At 76.0% G+C, this 14,661-nt stretch carries 17 protein-coding genes and 1 pseudogene; 10 read left to right on the top strand and 8 right to left on the bottom strand.

Annotated elements, in window-relative coordinates; translation table 11 throughout:
* Positions 1 to 394: 394 nt before the first annotated feature.
* Positions 395 to 1,183 (top strand): DUF3027 domain-containing protein, encoded by a 789-nt coding sequence (locus JD79_RS03140; RefSeq protein ID WP_110007368.1) that lies wholly within the window; start codon positions 395 to 397, stop codon positions 1,181 to 1,183.
* A gap of 73 nt (positions 1,184 to 1,256) precedes the next feature.
* Here JD79_RS03140 and JD79_RS03135 read toward each other — a convergent pair whose 3' ends face one another.
* Entirely contained in the window at positions 1,257 to 1,493 is a 237-nt protein-coding gene (locus JD79_RS03135) for a DUF2530 domain-containing protein (protein WP_245899597.1), read from the bottom strand.
* A gap of 106 nt (positions 1,494 to 1,599) precedes the next feature.
* On the opposite strand from JD79_RS03135, the gene JD79_RS03130 reads away from it, so the two are divergent.
* The 6 genes and pseudogenes from JD79_RS03130 (at position 1,600) to JD79_RS03110 (ending at position 5,977) form a co-directional block, all read left to right on the top strand.
* On the top strand, positions 1,600 to 3,132 hold the full coding sequence (locus JD79_RS03130) for an NCS2 family permease (protein WP_110004359.1): 1,533 nt from the start codon (positions 1,600 to 1,602) through the stop codon (positions 3,130 to 3,132).
* Positions 3,133 to 3,162: 30 nt separating this feature from the next.
* On the top strand, positions 3,163 to 3,597 hold the full coding sequence (locus JD79_RS03125) for a MarR family winged helix-turn-helix transcriptional regulator (protein ID WP_245899595.1): 435 nt from the start codon (positions 3,163 to 3,165) through the stop codon (positions 3,595 to 3,597).
* Entirely contained in the window at positions 3,594 to 4,931 is a 1,338-nt protein-coding gene (locus JD79_RS03120) for an MFS transporter (protein ID WP_110004358.1), read from the top strand. The genes JD79_RS03125 and JD79_RS03120 overlap by 4 nt, the downstream gene beginning before the upstream one ends.
* Before the next feature lie 67 nt (positions 4,932 to 4,998).
* Entirely contained in the window at positions 4,999 to 5,406 is a 408-nt protein-coding gene (locus JD79_RS22410) for a hypothetical protein (protein WP_170149095.1), read from the top strand.
* 32 nt (positions 5,407 to 5,438) lie between these two features.
* Positions 5,439 to 5,552 (top strand): annotated as a pseudogene (locus JD79_RS24440) (RNA 2',3'-cyclic phosphodiesterase); the annotation flags it as partial.
* The gene (locus tag JD79_RS03110; RefSeq protein WP_342767672.1) at positions 5,516 to 5,977 is read left to right on the top strand and encodes a 2'-5' RNA ligase family protein; all 462 of its coding nucleotides are present in this window, start codon (positions 5,516 to 5,518) and stop codon (positions 5,975 to 5,977) included. The pseudogene JD79_RS24440 and the gene JD79_RS03110, both read left to right, overlap by 37 nt.
* Here the strand turns inward: JD79_RS03110 and JD79_RS03105 are convergent.
* Positions 5,946 to 6,914 carry an aldo/keto reductase gene (locus JD79_RS03105; RefSeq protein ID WP_110007365.1) on the bottom strand — a complete coding sequence of 323 codons (969 nt, stop codon included), beginning with the start codon at positions 6,912 to 6,914 and terminating at the stop codon, positions 5,946 to 5,948. The genes JD79_RS03110 and JD79_RS03105 overlap by 32 nt on opposite strands.
* Positions 6,915 to 6,942: 28 nt before the next feature.
* Here JD79_RS03105 and JD79_RS03100 point away from each other — a divergent pair, with 28 nt between their 5' ends.
* A complete protein-coding gene (locus JD79_RS03100; RefSeq protein ID WP_110004356.1) occupies positions 6,943 to 7,755 on the top strand; it encodes a thioesterase family protein in 813 nt (270 codons plus the stop codon).
* Here JD79_RS03100 and JD79_RS03095 read toward each other — a convergent pair.
* From JD79_RS03095 to JD79_RS03080, 4 genes are all read right to left on the bottom strand, one after another.
* Entirely contained in the window at positions 7,752 to 8,312 is a 561-nt protein-coding gene (locus JD79_RS03095; protein WP_110004355.1) for a TetR/AcrR family transcriptional regulator, read from the bottom strand. The genes JD79_RS03100 and JD79_RS03095 overlap by 4 nt on opposite strands.
* 74 nt (positions 8,313 to 8,386) lie before the next feature.
* A complete protein-coding gene (locus JD79_RS03090) occupies positions 8,387 to 9,163 on the bottom strand; it encodes an ABC transporter permease (RefSeq protein WP_245899593.1) in 777 nt (258 codons plus the stop codon).
* Positions 9,160 to 9,882, bottom strand: coding sequence for an ABC transporter ATP-binding protein (locus tag JD79_RS03085; protein WP_110004354.1), 723 nt, complete (start codon positions 9,880 to 9,882; stop codon positions 9,160 to 9,162). The genes JD79_RS03090 and JD79_RS03085 overlap by 4 nt, the downstream gene beginning before the upstream one ends.
* 90 nt (positions 9,883 to 9,972) lie before the next feature.
* Complete coding sequence (locus JD79_RS03080) at positions 9,973 to 10,926, bottom strand: NAD(P)/FAD-dependent oxidoreductase (RefSeq protein WP_110007363.1); 954 nt, start codon at positions 10,924 to 10,926, stop codon at positions 9,973 to 9,975.
* A 51-nt stretch (positions 10,927 to 10,977) separates the two neighbouring features.
* Here JD79_RS03080 and JD79_RS03075 point away from each other — a divergent pair, with 51 nt between their 5' ends.
* On the top strand, positions 10,978 to 11,895 hold the full coding sequence (locus JD79_RS03075) for a TrmH family RNA methyltransferase (protein ID WP_245899591.1): 918 nt from the start codon (positions 10,978 to 10,980) through the stop codon (positions 11,893 to 11,895).
* Here JD79_RS03075 and JD79_RS03070 read toward each other — a convergent pair.
* Entirely contained in the window at positions 11,778 to 12,251 is a 474-nt protein-coding gene (locus JD79_RS03070; RefSeq protein WP_110004353.1) for a YflT domain-containing protein, read from the bottom strand. The genes JD79_RS03075 and JD79_RS03070 overlap by 118 nt on opposite strands.
* A gap of 82 nt (positions 12,252 to 12,333) precedes the next feature.
* Positions 12,334 to 13,239 (bottom strand): septation protein SepH, encoded by a 906-nt coding sequence (gene sepH / locus JD79_RS03065; protein ID WP_110004352.1) that lies wholly within the window; start codon positions 13,237 to 13,239, stop codon positions 12,334 to 12,336.
* Between the two features lie 168 nt (positions 13,240 to 13,407).
* On the opposite strand from sepH, the gene JD79_RS03060 reads away from it, so the two are divergent.
* Positions 13,408 to 14,661 carry an osmoprotectant NAGGN system M42 family peptidase gene (locus tag JD79_RS03060; RefSeq protein WP_110004351.1) on the top strand — a complete coding sequence of 418 codons (1,254 nt, stop codon included), beginning with the start codon at positions 13,408 to 13,410 and terminating at the stop codon, positions 14,659 to 14,661.

Here is a 14,661-nt window from a genome sequence, read left to right as displayed (position 1 = left end):
AGGGGGCGGTACCGGCGGTGGGGCGTAGCCCGGCGGGAGCGCCTGCGGACCCGGGACGGTGGCCGGGCCGTGCCCGGGCGGGGGCCGTAGCCGGGCGGCGGGCCGTACGCCGGCGGGGCGGGGACGTACGGGGGGCCGTACGCGGGGTACGGCGGCGGGGCCGCGGCCTGCGGCTGCGTCCCCGCCGCGGGGAACCCCAGAGGCGTGGTGTCCAGCCGGTCGGGAGAGTCCGGCTCCTGCCGCGACCGGCGCAGCGGGCCCCGGCGGGACCCGGGCGGACGCGACGACGGCACGCCACCATGGTGCCGTACCCGCCTGGCAGTCCGGGGGAGTCGTGATCACGCGGGTCGCCCGGCTGTGCCTGCCCGCCCCGCCCGTCTGGGACGATGACGCCGTGACTCCCGACTCCGTCCCGAGCGACGTGCTGACCGGCGCGGTCGACCTCGCCCGTGCCGCGGCCGAGGAGACCGCCGGCGACCCCGCGGTCGTCGGCGAGCACCTCGGTGCCGGGCCCGAGCCGCTCGGGGACGCCGGGGGCGGTCCCGCGGTCCTCGGCGAGGTGGTCACCCACTCCTTCGCCAGCCGGCTGCCGGGCTACGTGGGCTGGCACTGGGCGGTCACCCTCGCGCACGTCCCGGGCGGGGACGAGGTGACCGTCGACGAGGTCGTGCTCCTGCCCGGTGACGCCGCGCTGCTCGCGCCGGCGTGGGTGCCGTGGCACGAGCGGCTGCGCCCCGGCGACCTGTCGGTCGGCGACGTCCTGCCGGCCACCGAGGACGACCCGCGGCTCGTGCCCTCCTACACCGCCGAGGACGACGCCGCGGCCGATCCCGAGGCGCAGGCGCTGGCGACCGAGCTCGGCCTGGGCCGCGAGCGGGTGATGTCCCGCGAGGGGCGCAGCGCCGCGGCCGCCCGCTGGCTGGCCGGTGACTTCGGCCCGCGCTCGCCGATGGCCCGCTCGGCGCCGGGCCCGTGCGGGACGTGCGGCTTCTTCCTCCCGCTGGCCGGCTCGCTGCGCGGGCTGCTCGGCGCGTGCGGCAACGAGTACGCACCGGCCGACGGCCGGGTGGTCGCGGTCGACTACGGCTGCGGCGCGCACAGCCAGGCCACCCTCGCCGTCGGGGAGCCGGCCGAGGTCGTGACGTCCGCCCGCTACGACACCGCGGACTTCGACGTCCTGTAGGAGACGGCCCCCGACGGCCTCTCCGCAGGAGCCCGCCGCCAGCGTGCGAGCGGTGGGGCGGAGGGTCCCTCGTCTAGCGGCGGCGGCCGAGCTGGCCCTGCCAGCGCATGACCGCCAGCCCGACCGCGGCGAGCACGATGCCGACCACGCAGGTCCAGGTCCAGGCCCGGTCCACCCGGTCGCCGAGGAACAGCAGGACGACCAGCGCGAGGGCCCACAGCGCCGCCCCGGCCAGGACGACCCGGGCGGTGTCGACCCGCAGCGGGGGAGGAGCCGGCTTCAGGGAGCCGGGGGCAGGAGGCCGGGACACGCGGCCGACACTAGGCGCCGCACCGCCCGGACCGCGCGGGGGCTCAGGAGCGGTGTGGCACTCTGTCGCCGCTCGTCCCCGGCATCAGCTGTCCGCAGGAGCCCGCATGCCCGAGAAGTCCCGTCCCGCCCGCGGCGCGAGCGTGGCCGCTCCCACCGGGGACACGCCGGCCGACGTCGCGGCGGGTGCGTCCCGGCCGCGGCGCAGCCCCGGCCCGCGGGTGCGACCCCGCAACGGCCTGGACCGCTACTTCGGCATCAGCGCCCGGCGCAGCACCGTGGGTCGCGAGGTCCGGGGCGGGCTGACGACCTTCTTCACGATGGCCTACATCGTGGTGCTCAACCCGATCATCCTGTCGGGCACCGACGTCACCGGCGCCTCGCTGCCCTTCGGTGCCGTCGCCGCGGTGACCGCGCTGGTCGCCGGCGCGCTGACCGTGCTCATGGGCGTCGTCGGCCGCTACCCCTTCGCGCTGGCCACCGGCCTGGGCATCAACGCCATCGTGGCCGTCTTCGCCGCCACGCAGCTGGCCTGGCCGGAGATCATGGGCCTGGTCGTCCTCGAGGGCCTGCTGATCACCGTCCTGGTGCTCACCGGCTTCCGGAAGGCCGTCTTCGAGGCCATCCCGCCGCAGCTGAAGACGGCGATCGCCGTCGGCATCGGCTTCTTCCTCACGATCATCGGCCTGGCCGACGCGGGGGTCATCCGCCCGGGCAACCCGCTGATCAGCTTCGGCGTGGGCGGCCAGCTCGCCGGGTGGCCGCTGCTGGTCTTCGTCGTCGGGCTGCTGCTGACCGCCGTCCTCGTCGTCCGCCGGGTGCGGGGCGCGCTGCTCATCGGCATCGTCGTCTCGACCGTGCTGGCGATCGTCGTGGAGGCGGTCGCGGACGTCGGCCCGCGGATCGGGCCGGACGGCGCGGAGGCCAACGCGCGCGGCTGGGCGCTGCAGGTGCCCACCCTCCCCGACGACGTCGTGAGCGCCCCGGACCTGTCGATCGTCGGGCAGTTCTCGCTGTTCGGCGGGTTCGAACGGATCGGCGTCGTCGCCGCGCTGCTCATCGTCTTCTCGATCATGATCGCCGACTTCTTCGACACCGTCGGCACGGTCACCGCCGTCGGTGCCGAGGGCGACCTGCTCGACGAGGACCGCAACCTGCCCGGCGCGCAGCCGGTGCTGCTGGTCGACTCGATCGCCGCCGCGGCCGGCGGTGCGGCGAGCGTCTCGTCGAACACGACCTACATCGAGAGCGCCTCCGGTGTGGCCGACGGCGCCCGCACCGGCCTGGCCAGCGTCGTGACCGGCGTGCTGTTCCTGCTGGCGATGTTCTTCACGCCGCTGGTGCAGGTCGTGCCCTCGGAGGCCGCCGCGCCGGCCCTCGTGATCGTCGGCGCGCTGATGATCAGCCAGATCCGGACGCTGACCTGGGACGACATGTCCCTGGTCATCCCCGCGTTCCTCACCATCGCGCTCATGCCGTTCACCTACTCGATCACCAACGGCATCGGCGCCGGCGTGGTCAGCTACGTCCTGCTGCGCTCGGCGGTGGGCCGCCGGCGGGAGGTGCACCCGCTGATGTGGGTGATCGCCGCGGCGTTCGTCGTGTACTTCGCACTGGAGCCGCTCCAGCAACTGTTCTGAGCCCGGCTAACCACCGGTAGGGTGCGGCCCGTGACTCGGTCGACGCTGGACACCGCAGCGCTCGCCCACGACCTCCGGCTGGCGGTCATGCGCTTCTCCCGCCGGCTGCGCAACCAGCGGGTGGACACCTCGGTCACGCTGACCCACCTCGCGGCGCTGTCCACGCTGCAGCGCCACGGGCCGATGAGCCCCGGCGAGCTGGCGGCGCACGAGCGGGTCCAGCCGCCGTCGATGACGCGCGTCGTCGTCGCGCTCGAGGGCATGGGCCTGGTCACCCGCACGCCGCACCCGACCGACGGCCGGCAGGTGGTCATCGAGCTGACCGCGTCCGCCGAGACGCTGCTCACCGAGGAGGCCCGGGCCCGCGAGGCCTGGCTGTCCAGCCAGCTGCACCGGCTCACCCCGGAGCAGCGGGCGACCCTGCGCGAGGCCGCCGCGATCATGGAGGAGCTCGCCGGTGGGTGACGTCGACGGCCGCTGACCCGACGTCGGGGCGACCGGCGGCCGGTGGGCGCAGCCCGTTCCGCTCCCTGCACGTGCACAACTTCCGGCTCTACGCGTCGGCGAACCTGGTCAGCCTGACCGGCACCTGGATGCAGCGCATCGGCCAGGACTGGCTGGTGCTGCAGCTCTCCGGCGACAGCGGGGTGGCCCTCGGCCTCATCACCGCCCTGCAGTTCGGCCCGTCGCTGCTGCTGAGCATGTACGGCGGCGTCCTGGCCGACCGCTACGACAAGCGCCGCGTGCTCGTCGTCACCCAGGTGCTCATGGGGCTGCTCGCCGTCGGTCTCGGGCTGCTCGTGGCCACCGGCACCGTCGCGCTGTGGCACGTGTTCGTGCTGGCGGCGGGCCTGGGTTCGGTGTCGGCGATCGACGCCCCCGTGCGCCAGGCGTTCGTCTCGGAGATGGTCGGCGGCGACCTGCTGGCCAACGCCGTCGGGCTGAACTCGACGATCTTCAACGGCGCCCGGCTGGTCGGCCCGGCGCTGGCCGGGCTGCTCATCGGCGCCTCCGGCGGGGACACCGCGCCGGCGTTCCTGGTCAACGCGGCGAGCTTCGCCTTCACGATCGGCGCGCTGCTCCTCATGCGGCCGGAGGAGCTGCGGCGCAGCGAGCCGGTGGCGCGCGCCCGCGGCCAGCTGCGGGCGGGCCTGGCCTACACCTGGGCGCGTCCCGACCTGCGGCTGGCGATGGTGCTCGCCTTCGTCATCGGCACCTTCGGGTTCAACTTCCAGGTCACGATCGCGCTCATGGCCCGCGAGGTCTTCGACCTCGGTGCCGAGGCCTTCGGGCTGCTGTCGACGACGTTCGCCGTCGGGTCGCTGACCGGCGCCTTCCTGTCCACCCGGCGCAGCGCCCGACCGCGGCAGCGGTTCCTGGTCACCTCGGCGGTCGTCTTCGGCCTGCTCACCGTGGCGTGCGGGCTGACGACGGGCTTCCTGCCCTTCGCCGTCCTGCTGGTGCCCACCGGCGCGGCGGCGCTGGTCTTCAGCGTGGCCAACAACAGCTTCGTGCAGCTCGGCGCCGACCCCCAGATGCGCGGACGCGTGATGGCGCTGTACTTCATGTGCTTCATGGGCGGCACGCCGCTGGGGGCGCCGGTCATCGGCTGGGTCTCCGAGCACCTCGGGGCGCCGTGGGGGCTCATCCTCGGCGGGGCGGTCGTCGTCGTGGCCGGTGCCCTCGCCGGGCTGTGGCTGGCCCGCGGGCGGCGGGTCCGGCTGGAGGCCCACGTCGTCCCGCCGCGGCTGCTGCTGCACGTCGGGGAGGTCCGCGGGGAGCAGGCCGCGGGGCGCTGACCTGCCCCCCTGGCGGCGGCCCCCGTCGGCACGTACCGTCGCGGCCACCCGCGTCCACGGAGTGCCGATGACCTCCGCCCTGCTCCAGCTCGCCGGCATCACCGCGATGCTCGTCGGCGCCTTCGCCGCGCTCGGCCTGCTGTTCCGCCTCTTCTCCGGGCAGTTCCTGCTCGACCTCCGCGCCCGCCGCAGAGCCCGCGAGGGGGATCCGCCCACGCCCGCCGCACTCCGGCCGGTGGAGGCCGTCGCCGCCGACGTGCGCCGGCTCGGCCGCCAGCTGGACGCGGTCCCGGCCGGCGCGCCCCAGGTGCGCCGGCGGGGGCTGCAGGCCGCCTACGACGACGTCCTCACCGAGGCCGCCGCGCTGCTCGCCGTACCGCACGCCCTGGGCACCGTGCCGCACGGGTTCGCCCGCGACGTCGAGCGGCTGCGGCTGCAGACGGCGCTGTCCGACGCCGGCCTGGTGGTGCGCTGAGCGAGCCGGCGCCGCTGCGGCTGTTCGTCGCGGTGGCCCCGCCGGCGCGGGCGCGCGCCGACCTGGCGGCGGCCCTCGAGCCGCTGCGCGCGGCGCCGGGTGCGCCGCGCTGGGGGGACCCGGCGCGCTGGCACCTCACCCTGCTGTTCCTCGGGGCGGTGCCGCCGGGGGCGCTGCCCGGGCTGACCGGCGCCGTCGGCGCGGCGGTCGCCGGCACGCCCCGGCCGCGCTCCGGCTGGCCGGGGCCGGCCGGTTCGGGTCGGTGCGGCGGCCGCAGGTGTTCTGGGCGGGGCTCGACGGCGACGTCGACGCCGTCACGGCGCTGGCCGGGCGGCTGGCCGCGGGGGCCCGCGGGTTGGGCCTGCCGGTGGAGGACCGGCCGTTCCGCCCGCACCTCACCCTCGGCCGCTGGCACCCGCGCCGTCCCGCCGACGGCGACCTGCCCGCCCGGCTGGCCGGCTACCGCGGGCCGGAGTGGCCGCTGCGCGAGGTGACGCTGGTGCGCAGCACCGCCGGCCGGCACGAGGTGCTCGCGTCCTTCACCACGCGTACTCCATCGGCGCCGCCCTGAAGCCGGGGAAGACCTCGTCGAGGCGGTCGAGCTGGGCCTGCTCCAGCCGCACGCCCAGCGCGGCCAGCGAGCCCTCGAACTGCTCCGTCGTGCGCGGGCCGACGATCGGGGCGGTGACGCCGTCCTGGTGCAGCAGCCAGGCCAGCGCGACGTCGGCCGGGGTGAGGCCCCACTCCCGGCAGGCGTCCTCGAAGGCCTGCAGGGCCGGGCGGTGCTGCTCGATGCGCTCGCGGTTGCGCTCGGCGTGCCGGCGGTCGCCCTCCTGGTCGCCGAGGACGCCGGCCAGCAGGCCCTGCGCCAGCGGGCTCCACGGGATGACCCCGATGCCGTAGTGGCGCGCGGCCGGCAGCACCTCGAGTTCGACGTGCCGGGTGAGCAGGTTGTAGTGCGACTGTTCGCTCACCAGGCCGAGGAAGTGCCGGCGGGCGGCGGCCTCGTTGGCCGCGGCGAGCTGCCAGGCGGCGTGGTTGGACGACCCGACGTAGAGCACCTTGCCCTGGGCGACCAGCGTCTCGCAGGCCTGCCAGATCTCGTCCCACGGCGTCGCGAGGTCGACGTGGTGGAACTGGTAGAGGTCGATCCAGTCCGTCTGCAGGCGCCGCAGCGAGGCCTCGCACGCGCGGACGATGTTGCGGGCGGACAGGAAGGTGTCGTTGGGCCAGTCGGACATGCCGCCGTACACCTTGGTGGCCAGCACCGTGCGCTCGCGCCGGCCGGCGCCCTGCGCGAACCAGGTGCCCAGCACCTCCTCGGTGCGGCCCTTGCCGGCCTCGAAGCCGTAGACGTTGGCCGTGTCGAAGAAGTTGACGCCGTCGGCGTGGGCACGGTCCATGATCGCGTGCGAGGGGGCCTCCTCGGTCCGCCAGCCGAAGTTCATGGTGCCGAGGCAGAGCCGGGAGACCGACAGGCCGCTGCGTCCGAGGTGCGTGTACTCCACGTCTGAGCAGCCTGGCACCCTGTCGGGCGTGCCGCAGACCGACGCCGAGATCTCGGCCTTCGACCGGGCCACCGCCGTCACCCGCACCGAGGGCGGCGGCGTCCGCGCCGACCTCGACCCGGGCTGGGACGTCGGCAACGGCGTCCTCAACGGCGGTTACCTGCTCGGCGTCGTCGCGCGGGCGGCGCTGCTGGACAGCCCGCACCCGCACCCGGTCGCGCTGTCGGCGAGCTACCTGCGCGCCACCCCGGGCGGGCCGGCCGACCTCACCGTCACCGCGGGCCCGGCCGGACGCACCCTGGCGCACTCGACCGTCCTGCTCAGCGGCGCGGCCGGCCCCTCGCTCGCCGTCCAGGTGACGACGGCGACCCTCGGGACCGACCGGGCCGACTACACGGTCAACCCGGTGCCGCGGCTGCCCGGCCCCGACGAGTGCGTGGCCACCCGCACCAGCGAGGGCGGCCCGGCCGTCGGACTGGCGCGGCAGCTCGACACCCGGCTGGACCCGGCGACGGCGGGCTGGACGGCCGGCCGGCCCTCGGACGTGCGGCTGCTGCGGGCCTGGATCCGGCTGGCCGACGGCCGCGATCCCGACCCGCTGGCGCTGCTGCTGTTCGCCGACGCGCTGCCGCCCACCGCGTTCGCGGTCGGCAAGCCGGGTTGGGCGCCCACCGTGCAGCTGCAGGTCCTCGTCCGCGGGCTGCCGGCGCCGGGCTGGTGCGTCGTCGAGTCCCGCTCGACGGAGGTGGCCGGGGGCTGGTCGGACGAGGAGTGCCGGATCTGGGACTCCACCGGACGGCTGGTCGCGCAGGCCCGGCAGCTCGCCCGGGTGGCGCGCTAGTCCCGGCGCCCGGGGAGGGCGACCTCGCCGGTGAGGTAGCGCTGCACGGTGGGTGCGACCGCGGCGACGACGTCGTCCGGGCGGGCCGAGGCCAGCGGCTCCAGGCGCAGCACGTAGCGGGTCATGACCAGCCCCACCACCTGCGAGGCGACCAGCGCGCCGCGGGCCTCCCGCTCGGCGGCCGGCAGCTCCAGCGTGCCGACCACCCGCCGGATGACGCGCGCCAGGACGAACTCGCGGAGCAGCCGGGCGGACCACTCGTGGTTCACCGCCGAGCGGACCAGGGCCAGGATGCCCGGCCGGGCGGGCCCGTTCCAGACCCGCAGGACGGTGCGGACGACGGCGGCGCCGAGCTCGTCCGGCGGCGCGGCCAGCACCTCGGGCAGGAAGTCGTCGGGATCGGCCGGCACCTGCACCGCGGCCAGGAACAGGGCGTCCTTGGTCCCGAAGTAGTGGTGCACCAGCGCGGGGTCCACGCCGGCGGCGGTCGCGATGGCGCGGATCGACGCGCCGTCGTAGCCGCGCTCGGCGAAGGCGGTGCGGGCCGCGGCCAGCACCGCCTCCCGGGTGTCCGGGTTGCCGGGGCGACGACCGGAGGGGCGACGACCGGAGGGCCGTCGGTGGGCCTCGCTCAGCTGGTCCTCCTCCGCAGGGTCGCCGCCGCCAGGGCGAGGGCGAGCACCGCCGCGCCGGCCACGACACCGACGTCCCGCCACATCGTCCCGGTCTCCGCGGCCGACCGCCCGACCTCCTGGAGGGCCTCCACGGCGTAGGTGAGCGGGAGTACGTCGCTGACCGCCTGCAGCCAGCCGGCCATCTGCTCCCGGGGGACCAGCAGCCCGCACAGGAAGAACTGGGGCAGCACGACCACCGGCATGAACTGCACCGCCTGGAACTCGCTGCGGGCGAAGGCGCTGGCCAGCAGCCCGAGCGCCACCCCGAGGACGGCGTCGACGACGGCGATGAGGACGACGAGCCACAGCGACCCGGCCACCTCGAGGTCGTAGAGCGTGGTCGCGACGGTCACCGTGACGACCGCCTGCACCGCGGCGGCCGCCCCGAAGGCCACGCCGTAGCCCAGCAGGAGGTCCAGCCGCGACAGCGGGGTGGTGAGCAGCCGCTCCAGCGTGCCGGACGTGCGCTCGCGCAGCATCGCGATGCTCGTGACCAGGAACATCACGACGAAGGGGAAGACGCCGAGCATCGTCAGCCCGACCCGGTCGAACACCGACGGCCGGCCGGGCAGGGTCGGGACGTCGCGCCACAGCAGGTACAGCAGCCCGAGCAGCAGGCTGGGCAGCAGCACCATCATCGCGATGGTGCGGTGGTCGTGCCGCAGCTGCCGCAGCACCCGCCCCGTGGTGGCGGCGGTCAGCCGGGGGCTCAGCACGGCGGTCGCGGTGCTCACGCCGCCACCTCCTGCCGGGTCCGCACCAGGCGGAGGAAGGCCTCCTCGAGGTCGTCGGTGCCCGACTCGGCGCGCAGCCGCGCCGGGGTCGAGTCGGCGAGCAGCCGGCCCTCGCGCAGGAGCAGCAGCCGGTCGCACCGGCCGGCCTCGTCCATGACGTGGCTGGAGACCACCAGCGTCGTCCCGGCGGCGGCCAGCGCGTGGAAGCGGTCCCAGAGGTCCACGCGCAGCAGCGGGTCCAGGCCGACGGTCGGCTCGTCGAGGACCAGCAGCTCCGGCTCGCCCACGAGTGCGCAGGCCAGCGACGCGCGGCCGCGCTGCCCGCCGGAGAGGTCGGCGACCAGCTGCCCGGCCGCGTCGGTCATCCCGACGGCGGCGAGCGCGTCGTCGGCCGCCCCGGCGCCGCGCCCGTACAGGGCGGCGAAGTGGCGGACGTTCTCGCGGACGCTGAGGTCGGGGTAGACGCTCGGCGCCTGCGTGACGTAGCCGACCCGGGAGCGCAGGCCGGGGGAGCCCGCCGGCTGCCCGAGGACGGTGACCTCGCCGGAGCGGACCCGCTGCACCCCGACCAGGGCCCGCATCAGGGTGGTCTTGCCGCTGCCGCTCGGGCCGAGCAGGCCGGTGACCCGCCCGGCCGGCACGGCGCACGACAGCTCGTGGAGGACCCGGCGACGCCCGCGTTCGACGACGAGATCGGTGACGGTGACGGCGTCGGCCATGGGAGCCTCCCGGGGACGAGAACTCAACGCCTGGTGAACTCAACGGTAGGTGAGTTGCCGGGACCGCGTCAACGCCCTCCGTCGTGCCGGTCAGCGGCCACCGAGCTGTATGCCGAGCAGGTGCCCGCTGCTCCAGGCGCTCTCCACCTTCGACGGCGCCCGCCACCCGTCACCGCACGCGCCGACGCCGTCGGTCAGGCCGAAGGGGGCCTCGCGCGGGGCGGAGGGCTTGGCGGAGGTCCAGCGGTGCACGTGCGTCCACGCCGGCGGTGTGTCGATCCCGAGCGCCCGGCGGACGGCGGTGGTGACCTCCGGCGCGGCGCGGTCGGGGTCGTCGAGGTGGGCGGCGGCGGTGCCCGGCGTCGTGTGGGCGACGAGCACCGGGGCGCCGTCGCCGCGCCGGTCGCCGTCGTCGGCGATCCACTCGACGACGACGTCGTCGTGCACGAACGCGCCGTGCAGGTCGGCCGGCCACCGGCGCTCGTCCCAGCCCAGCGCGACGGCCAGGGTGGGCTGCCAGGGGTGCTCGGCCTCCTCGCCGAGCAGCCGGGCGGCGAGGTCGGCGGGCAGCAGACGGCGGGCCTGCGGGTCGGGCAGCGCCAGGACCGCGGCGGCCACGTCCGCGCCGTCCACCCGTGGGCCGGGCTCCACCCGCTGCACCACGGACTCCTGGACGACGTCGAGGCCGGTGCAGAGGTCGGCGACCAGCGAGCGCAGCCCGCCCGGCGCGGCGTAGCGGACGGGACCGCTCGTGGTGTCCCGCAGCCCGTCGGGCCCCGCGACGGCGAAGGTGTCGGTCCACGGCCGGGCCAGCCCGCGGGACACCCAGTCGTCGACGACGGCGGCGAACGGGGTGCCGTCCCGCGCGGTCAGGTAGGAGGCGCCGAGGTCGGTGACCCGGCCGCCCAGCGTGCGGGAGGCCATGCGGCCCCCGGGGCGGCGCCCGCGGTCGAGGACGCGCACCGGCACGCCGGCGTGCGCGAGCGCCCGGGCACAGGCCGTCCCCGCGATCCCGGCTCCGACGACGACGGTCGAGGTGGCCACTCCTGGATCCTGCGGGCAGGGCGGTCGCGGCGCTCGGGGAGGATCGCGGGCGTGCCCGAGCCGATCTCCGACGTCGCCGACCCGCGGGTCGCCGACTTCCGCGACCTGCACGCCGGCGACCGACCCGCGGGACGGGAGCGGGGCACCGGCCCGGTGATCGTCGAGGGCGTGCCGGCGGTGCAGCGGCTGCTGGCCTCGCCCTACCGGGTGCGCGCCGTGCTGGGCGTGCCCGGCCGGCTGGCCGACCTCGACCTGCCCGGCGACGTGCCGGCCTACGAGATGGACAAGTGGGCGCTGTCGGAGCTCATCGGCTTCCGGCTGACCCGCGGCGTGCTGGCCTCGGCCGACCGCCGCCCCCCGGCCGACGTCGGGGAGCTGCTCGCCGGGCCCGACCCGGCGGCGCCACGGCGGCTGGCGGTGCTCGAGGCGCTCAACGACGCGGAGAACCTCGGCTCGATCGCCCGCTCGGCGGTGGCTCTCGGCATCGACGGGCTGCTGCTGGACCCGCGCTGCGCCGACCCGCTGTACCGGCGCGCGGTGCGGGTCTCGATGGGCCACGTGCTCGCCCTGCCGTTCGCCGTCCTCCCGGACTGGCCCGGTGGGCTGTCCCGGCTGTCCGAGGCCGGCTACCTCACCGTCGCGCTCACCCCCGCACCGGACGCCGTCGACCTCACCGAGGTCGATCCGCGCACGCACCCGCGCACCGCGGTGCTGCTCGGCGCCGAGGGCCCGGGCTCACCCCCGAGGCACAGGCGGCGGCCCGGGTGCGCGCCCGGATCCCCATGCGCGCCGGCGTCGACTCCCTCGGCGTCGCCGCGGCGGCGGCCGTCGCGTTCGCGACCCTGCGCTGACTACTGGCGCAGCGACCAGCGGGCGAGGATGGCGCGGGCCTCCTCGGCGCGCGAGGGGTCGCACATGACGTCGTACCGGCTCGCCGTGACCTGCGAGACGCTGGTGAAGTCGCGCTGACCGCGGGTGGCGGCGTACCCCATCGCGCCGAACAGCGCGCCGAACACGAGACCGATCAGCAGGCCGGTCAGGACCGAGCTGAACCAGCTCGTGCCGTCGGGCGCGAAGATCCCGAGCAGCAGGCCGACGAACAGGCCCCACCAGGCGCCGCCGGCGGCACCCGCGCCGATCGCGCGGCCCCAGTTCAGCCGGCCGGTGACCCGCTCGACCATCCTGAGGTCCGAGCCGATGATCGTCACGTTCTCGACGGCGAACTTCTCGTCGGAGAGGTGGTCCACCGCCGCCTGCGCCTGCTGGTAGCTGTCGTAGGAACCGACCTGGACGCCCCCGAGGGGCATGGACACCGACATCGACATGACTCGCTCCCACCTCCGCGCTTCCGGTGCGGGAGGGGTACCCGGGCCGATCGGTTGGACACGTCCGACCGGTCACACCCGGTCAGTGGTTGCGGCGGACCCCGAAGACGATGTCCTCCCACGCCGGGACGCGGGCGCGCGGGTCCTCGTCCTCGCCGTCGGTCTCGCCGGTCCGCAGGACGACGGTGTCGTGCTCGGAGACGTCCTCGTCGTCGGCGGGCGGGGCGGGAGGGTCGGTACGCCGCTCGGTGGGAGCCGGGCGCGTGGGGTCCGCGGCAGGAGGAGCGGCGGGCGCCGGCCGCTCCGCGGCGGGGCGCTCCGCGACCGGGCGCTCCGGCACGGCGGCGCTGCGGTGCACGGGCAGCACCGGCCGCTCGGCGGGGACCCCGGGGACGACGCGGACCAGCCGGGTGCCCTCGGCGAAGTCGCGGGTGGCGGCGTCGAGCGGGCTCACCGCGCGCCCGGCGAGGTCGTAGGCCCACTGCGTGGTGCCCTCCTTGGCGCCGGCCCGCCAGGCCGCCGTCACCACCCAGGTGCCGTCGTCGGAGCGGGCGGCGTCCCAGCGGACGGCGTCGAGGTCGGCACCGAGCAGGCGCAGCCGCTCGGCCATGAACTGCTGCAGCGGGACGCTCGGCGTGCCCTCCGACAGCCGCACGCGGGCCTCGCGGGCCTGGTCGGCGATCCGCTCGCGCTCCTGCAGCACCGGGTGCGCGAAGCGCATGATCCGCTCGACGCGCGTCCCGGAGCTCGCCGCGACCTGCTCGGGCGTCTCGCCGGAGCGGATGCGCTGCTGGATGACCCGGGGGGACAGGCCGCTGTCGACGTCCATCTGGCCGAGCCGGCGGGCGTCGCCACGGGCGGCGGCGCGCAGCCGGTCGTCGACGGGCAGCTCGAAGCGCTCGCCGTCGTCGGTGCCGTCCCCGCCGTCGACCGTGAGGACCAGGCTCCTGCCGTCCTCGGACAGGCCCACGAGACGCAGCGTGCGCACGCAGACCTCCTCGGACGACGGGACGGGCGGACGCCCCCGGCTAGAGGGGCCACGCGCGAGGCTATCCGCGCGGGAGGGGTGCGCGCCGGACGTGGCCCGGCGTGGCGGCGCCGGACGGCACTCCCCGGTCCCCGTGCGGGGCGCCGGGCGCACCTAGACTCGGCGCCCATGCTGACCGGCCCCCGGGACGACACCGGCCTCGTCCGCGACGACCCGCGCGACGAGGGCGAGCTCAACGCCCGCTTCCTGCCCTCCCCGGTCGACGCCGGCCAGAAGCGGCTGCCGATCGACATGGACTACGTGCAGCGCGTGATGCTGGAGCTGCTGAACATCCCGAGCCCGTCGGGGCGCACCGACCACGTCATGCAGGTCATCGGCGGCGAGCTGCGCGACATGGGCCTGGACTTCGAGGTCACCCGCCGCGGTGCGCTCATCGCGGAGCTGCCCAGCCGCTCCCCGGGCGCCGACCGGACGGTGGTCGTGCACGCCGACACGATCGGCTGCATGGTCAGCCAGCTGAAGGACAACGGGCGGCTGGCGATCGTGCCGGTGGGGACGCACAGCGCCCGCTTCGCCGAGGGCGCCCGGGTGACGATCTTCAGCGACGACGTCTCCGGCGACTACTGGCACACCGGCACGATCCTGCCGAACAAGGCCAGCGGGCACCGCTTCGGCGACGAGGTCGACGAGCAGGGCGTCGGCTGGGACCACGTCGAGGTGCGCGTGGACGAGGTCACGCACAGCCGCGCCGACCTCGAGCGCCGCGGCATCCAGGTGGGCGACTTCGTCGCGATCGACGCCCAGCCGGTCGTCACCGCCAGCGGCTTCGTCAACTCCCGGCACCTCGACGACAAGGCCGGCGTCGCCGCGGCCCTGGGCGCCTTCAAGGCGATCGTCGACTCCGGCGTCCAGGTGCCGGTGACGGCGCACCTGCTGGTCACCATCGCCGAGGAGGTCGGCCTCGGCGCCAGCCACGGCCTCGACGCCGACGTCGCCGAGCTCGTCTCCATCGACACCTCGGTCGTGGCGCCGGGACAGGCGTCGTCGGAGCACTGCGTGAACATCGCGATGCAGGACTCGACCGGGCCCTTCGACTACCACCTGACCCGGCACCTGATCGACCTGTGCCGCGTGCACGAGGTGCCGCACCGCCGCGACGTCTACAAGTACTACCGGTCCGACGCCGCCTCGGCGCTGGAGGCCGGGGCCAACACCCGCGCGGCGCTGGTCGGCTTCGGCATCGACGGCAGCCACGGCAACGAGCGCACCCACCTCGACGGGATCCGCAGCACCGCCGAGCTCATCGCGCTCTACCTGCAGACGGACCTGACGTTCCGCAGCTGGGACCGCACGCCCACCGGAGACCTGCGGGACTTCCCGAGCACCGCCGTCCAGCCGGCCGACGGCGAGATCGCCCGCTAG

Source organism: Geodermatophilus normandii (assembly GCF_003182485.1).
GTDB classification, from domain to species: domain Bacteria; phylum Actinomycetota; class Actinomycetes; order Mycobacteriales; family Geodermatophilaceae; genus Geodermatophilus; species Geodermatophilus normandii.
The sequence above is the reverse complement of the archived record's forward strand: the minus strand, read 5'-3'. Positions and strand labels throughout refer to the sequence as shown.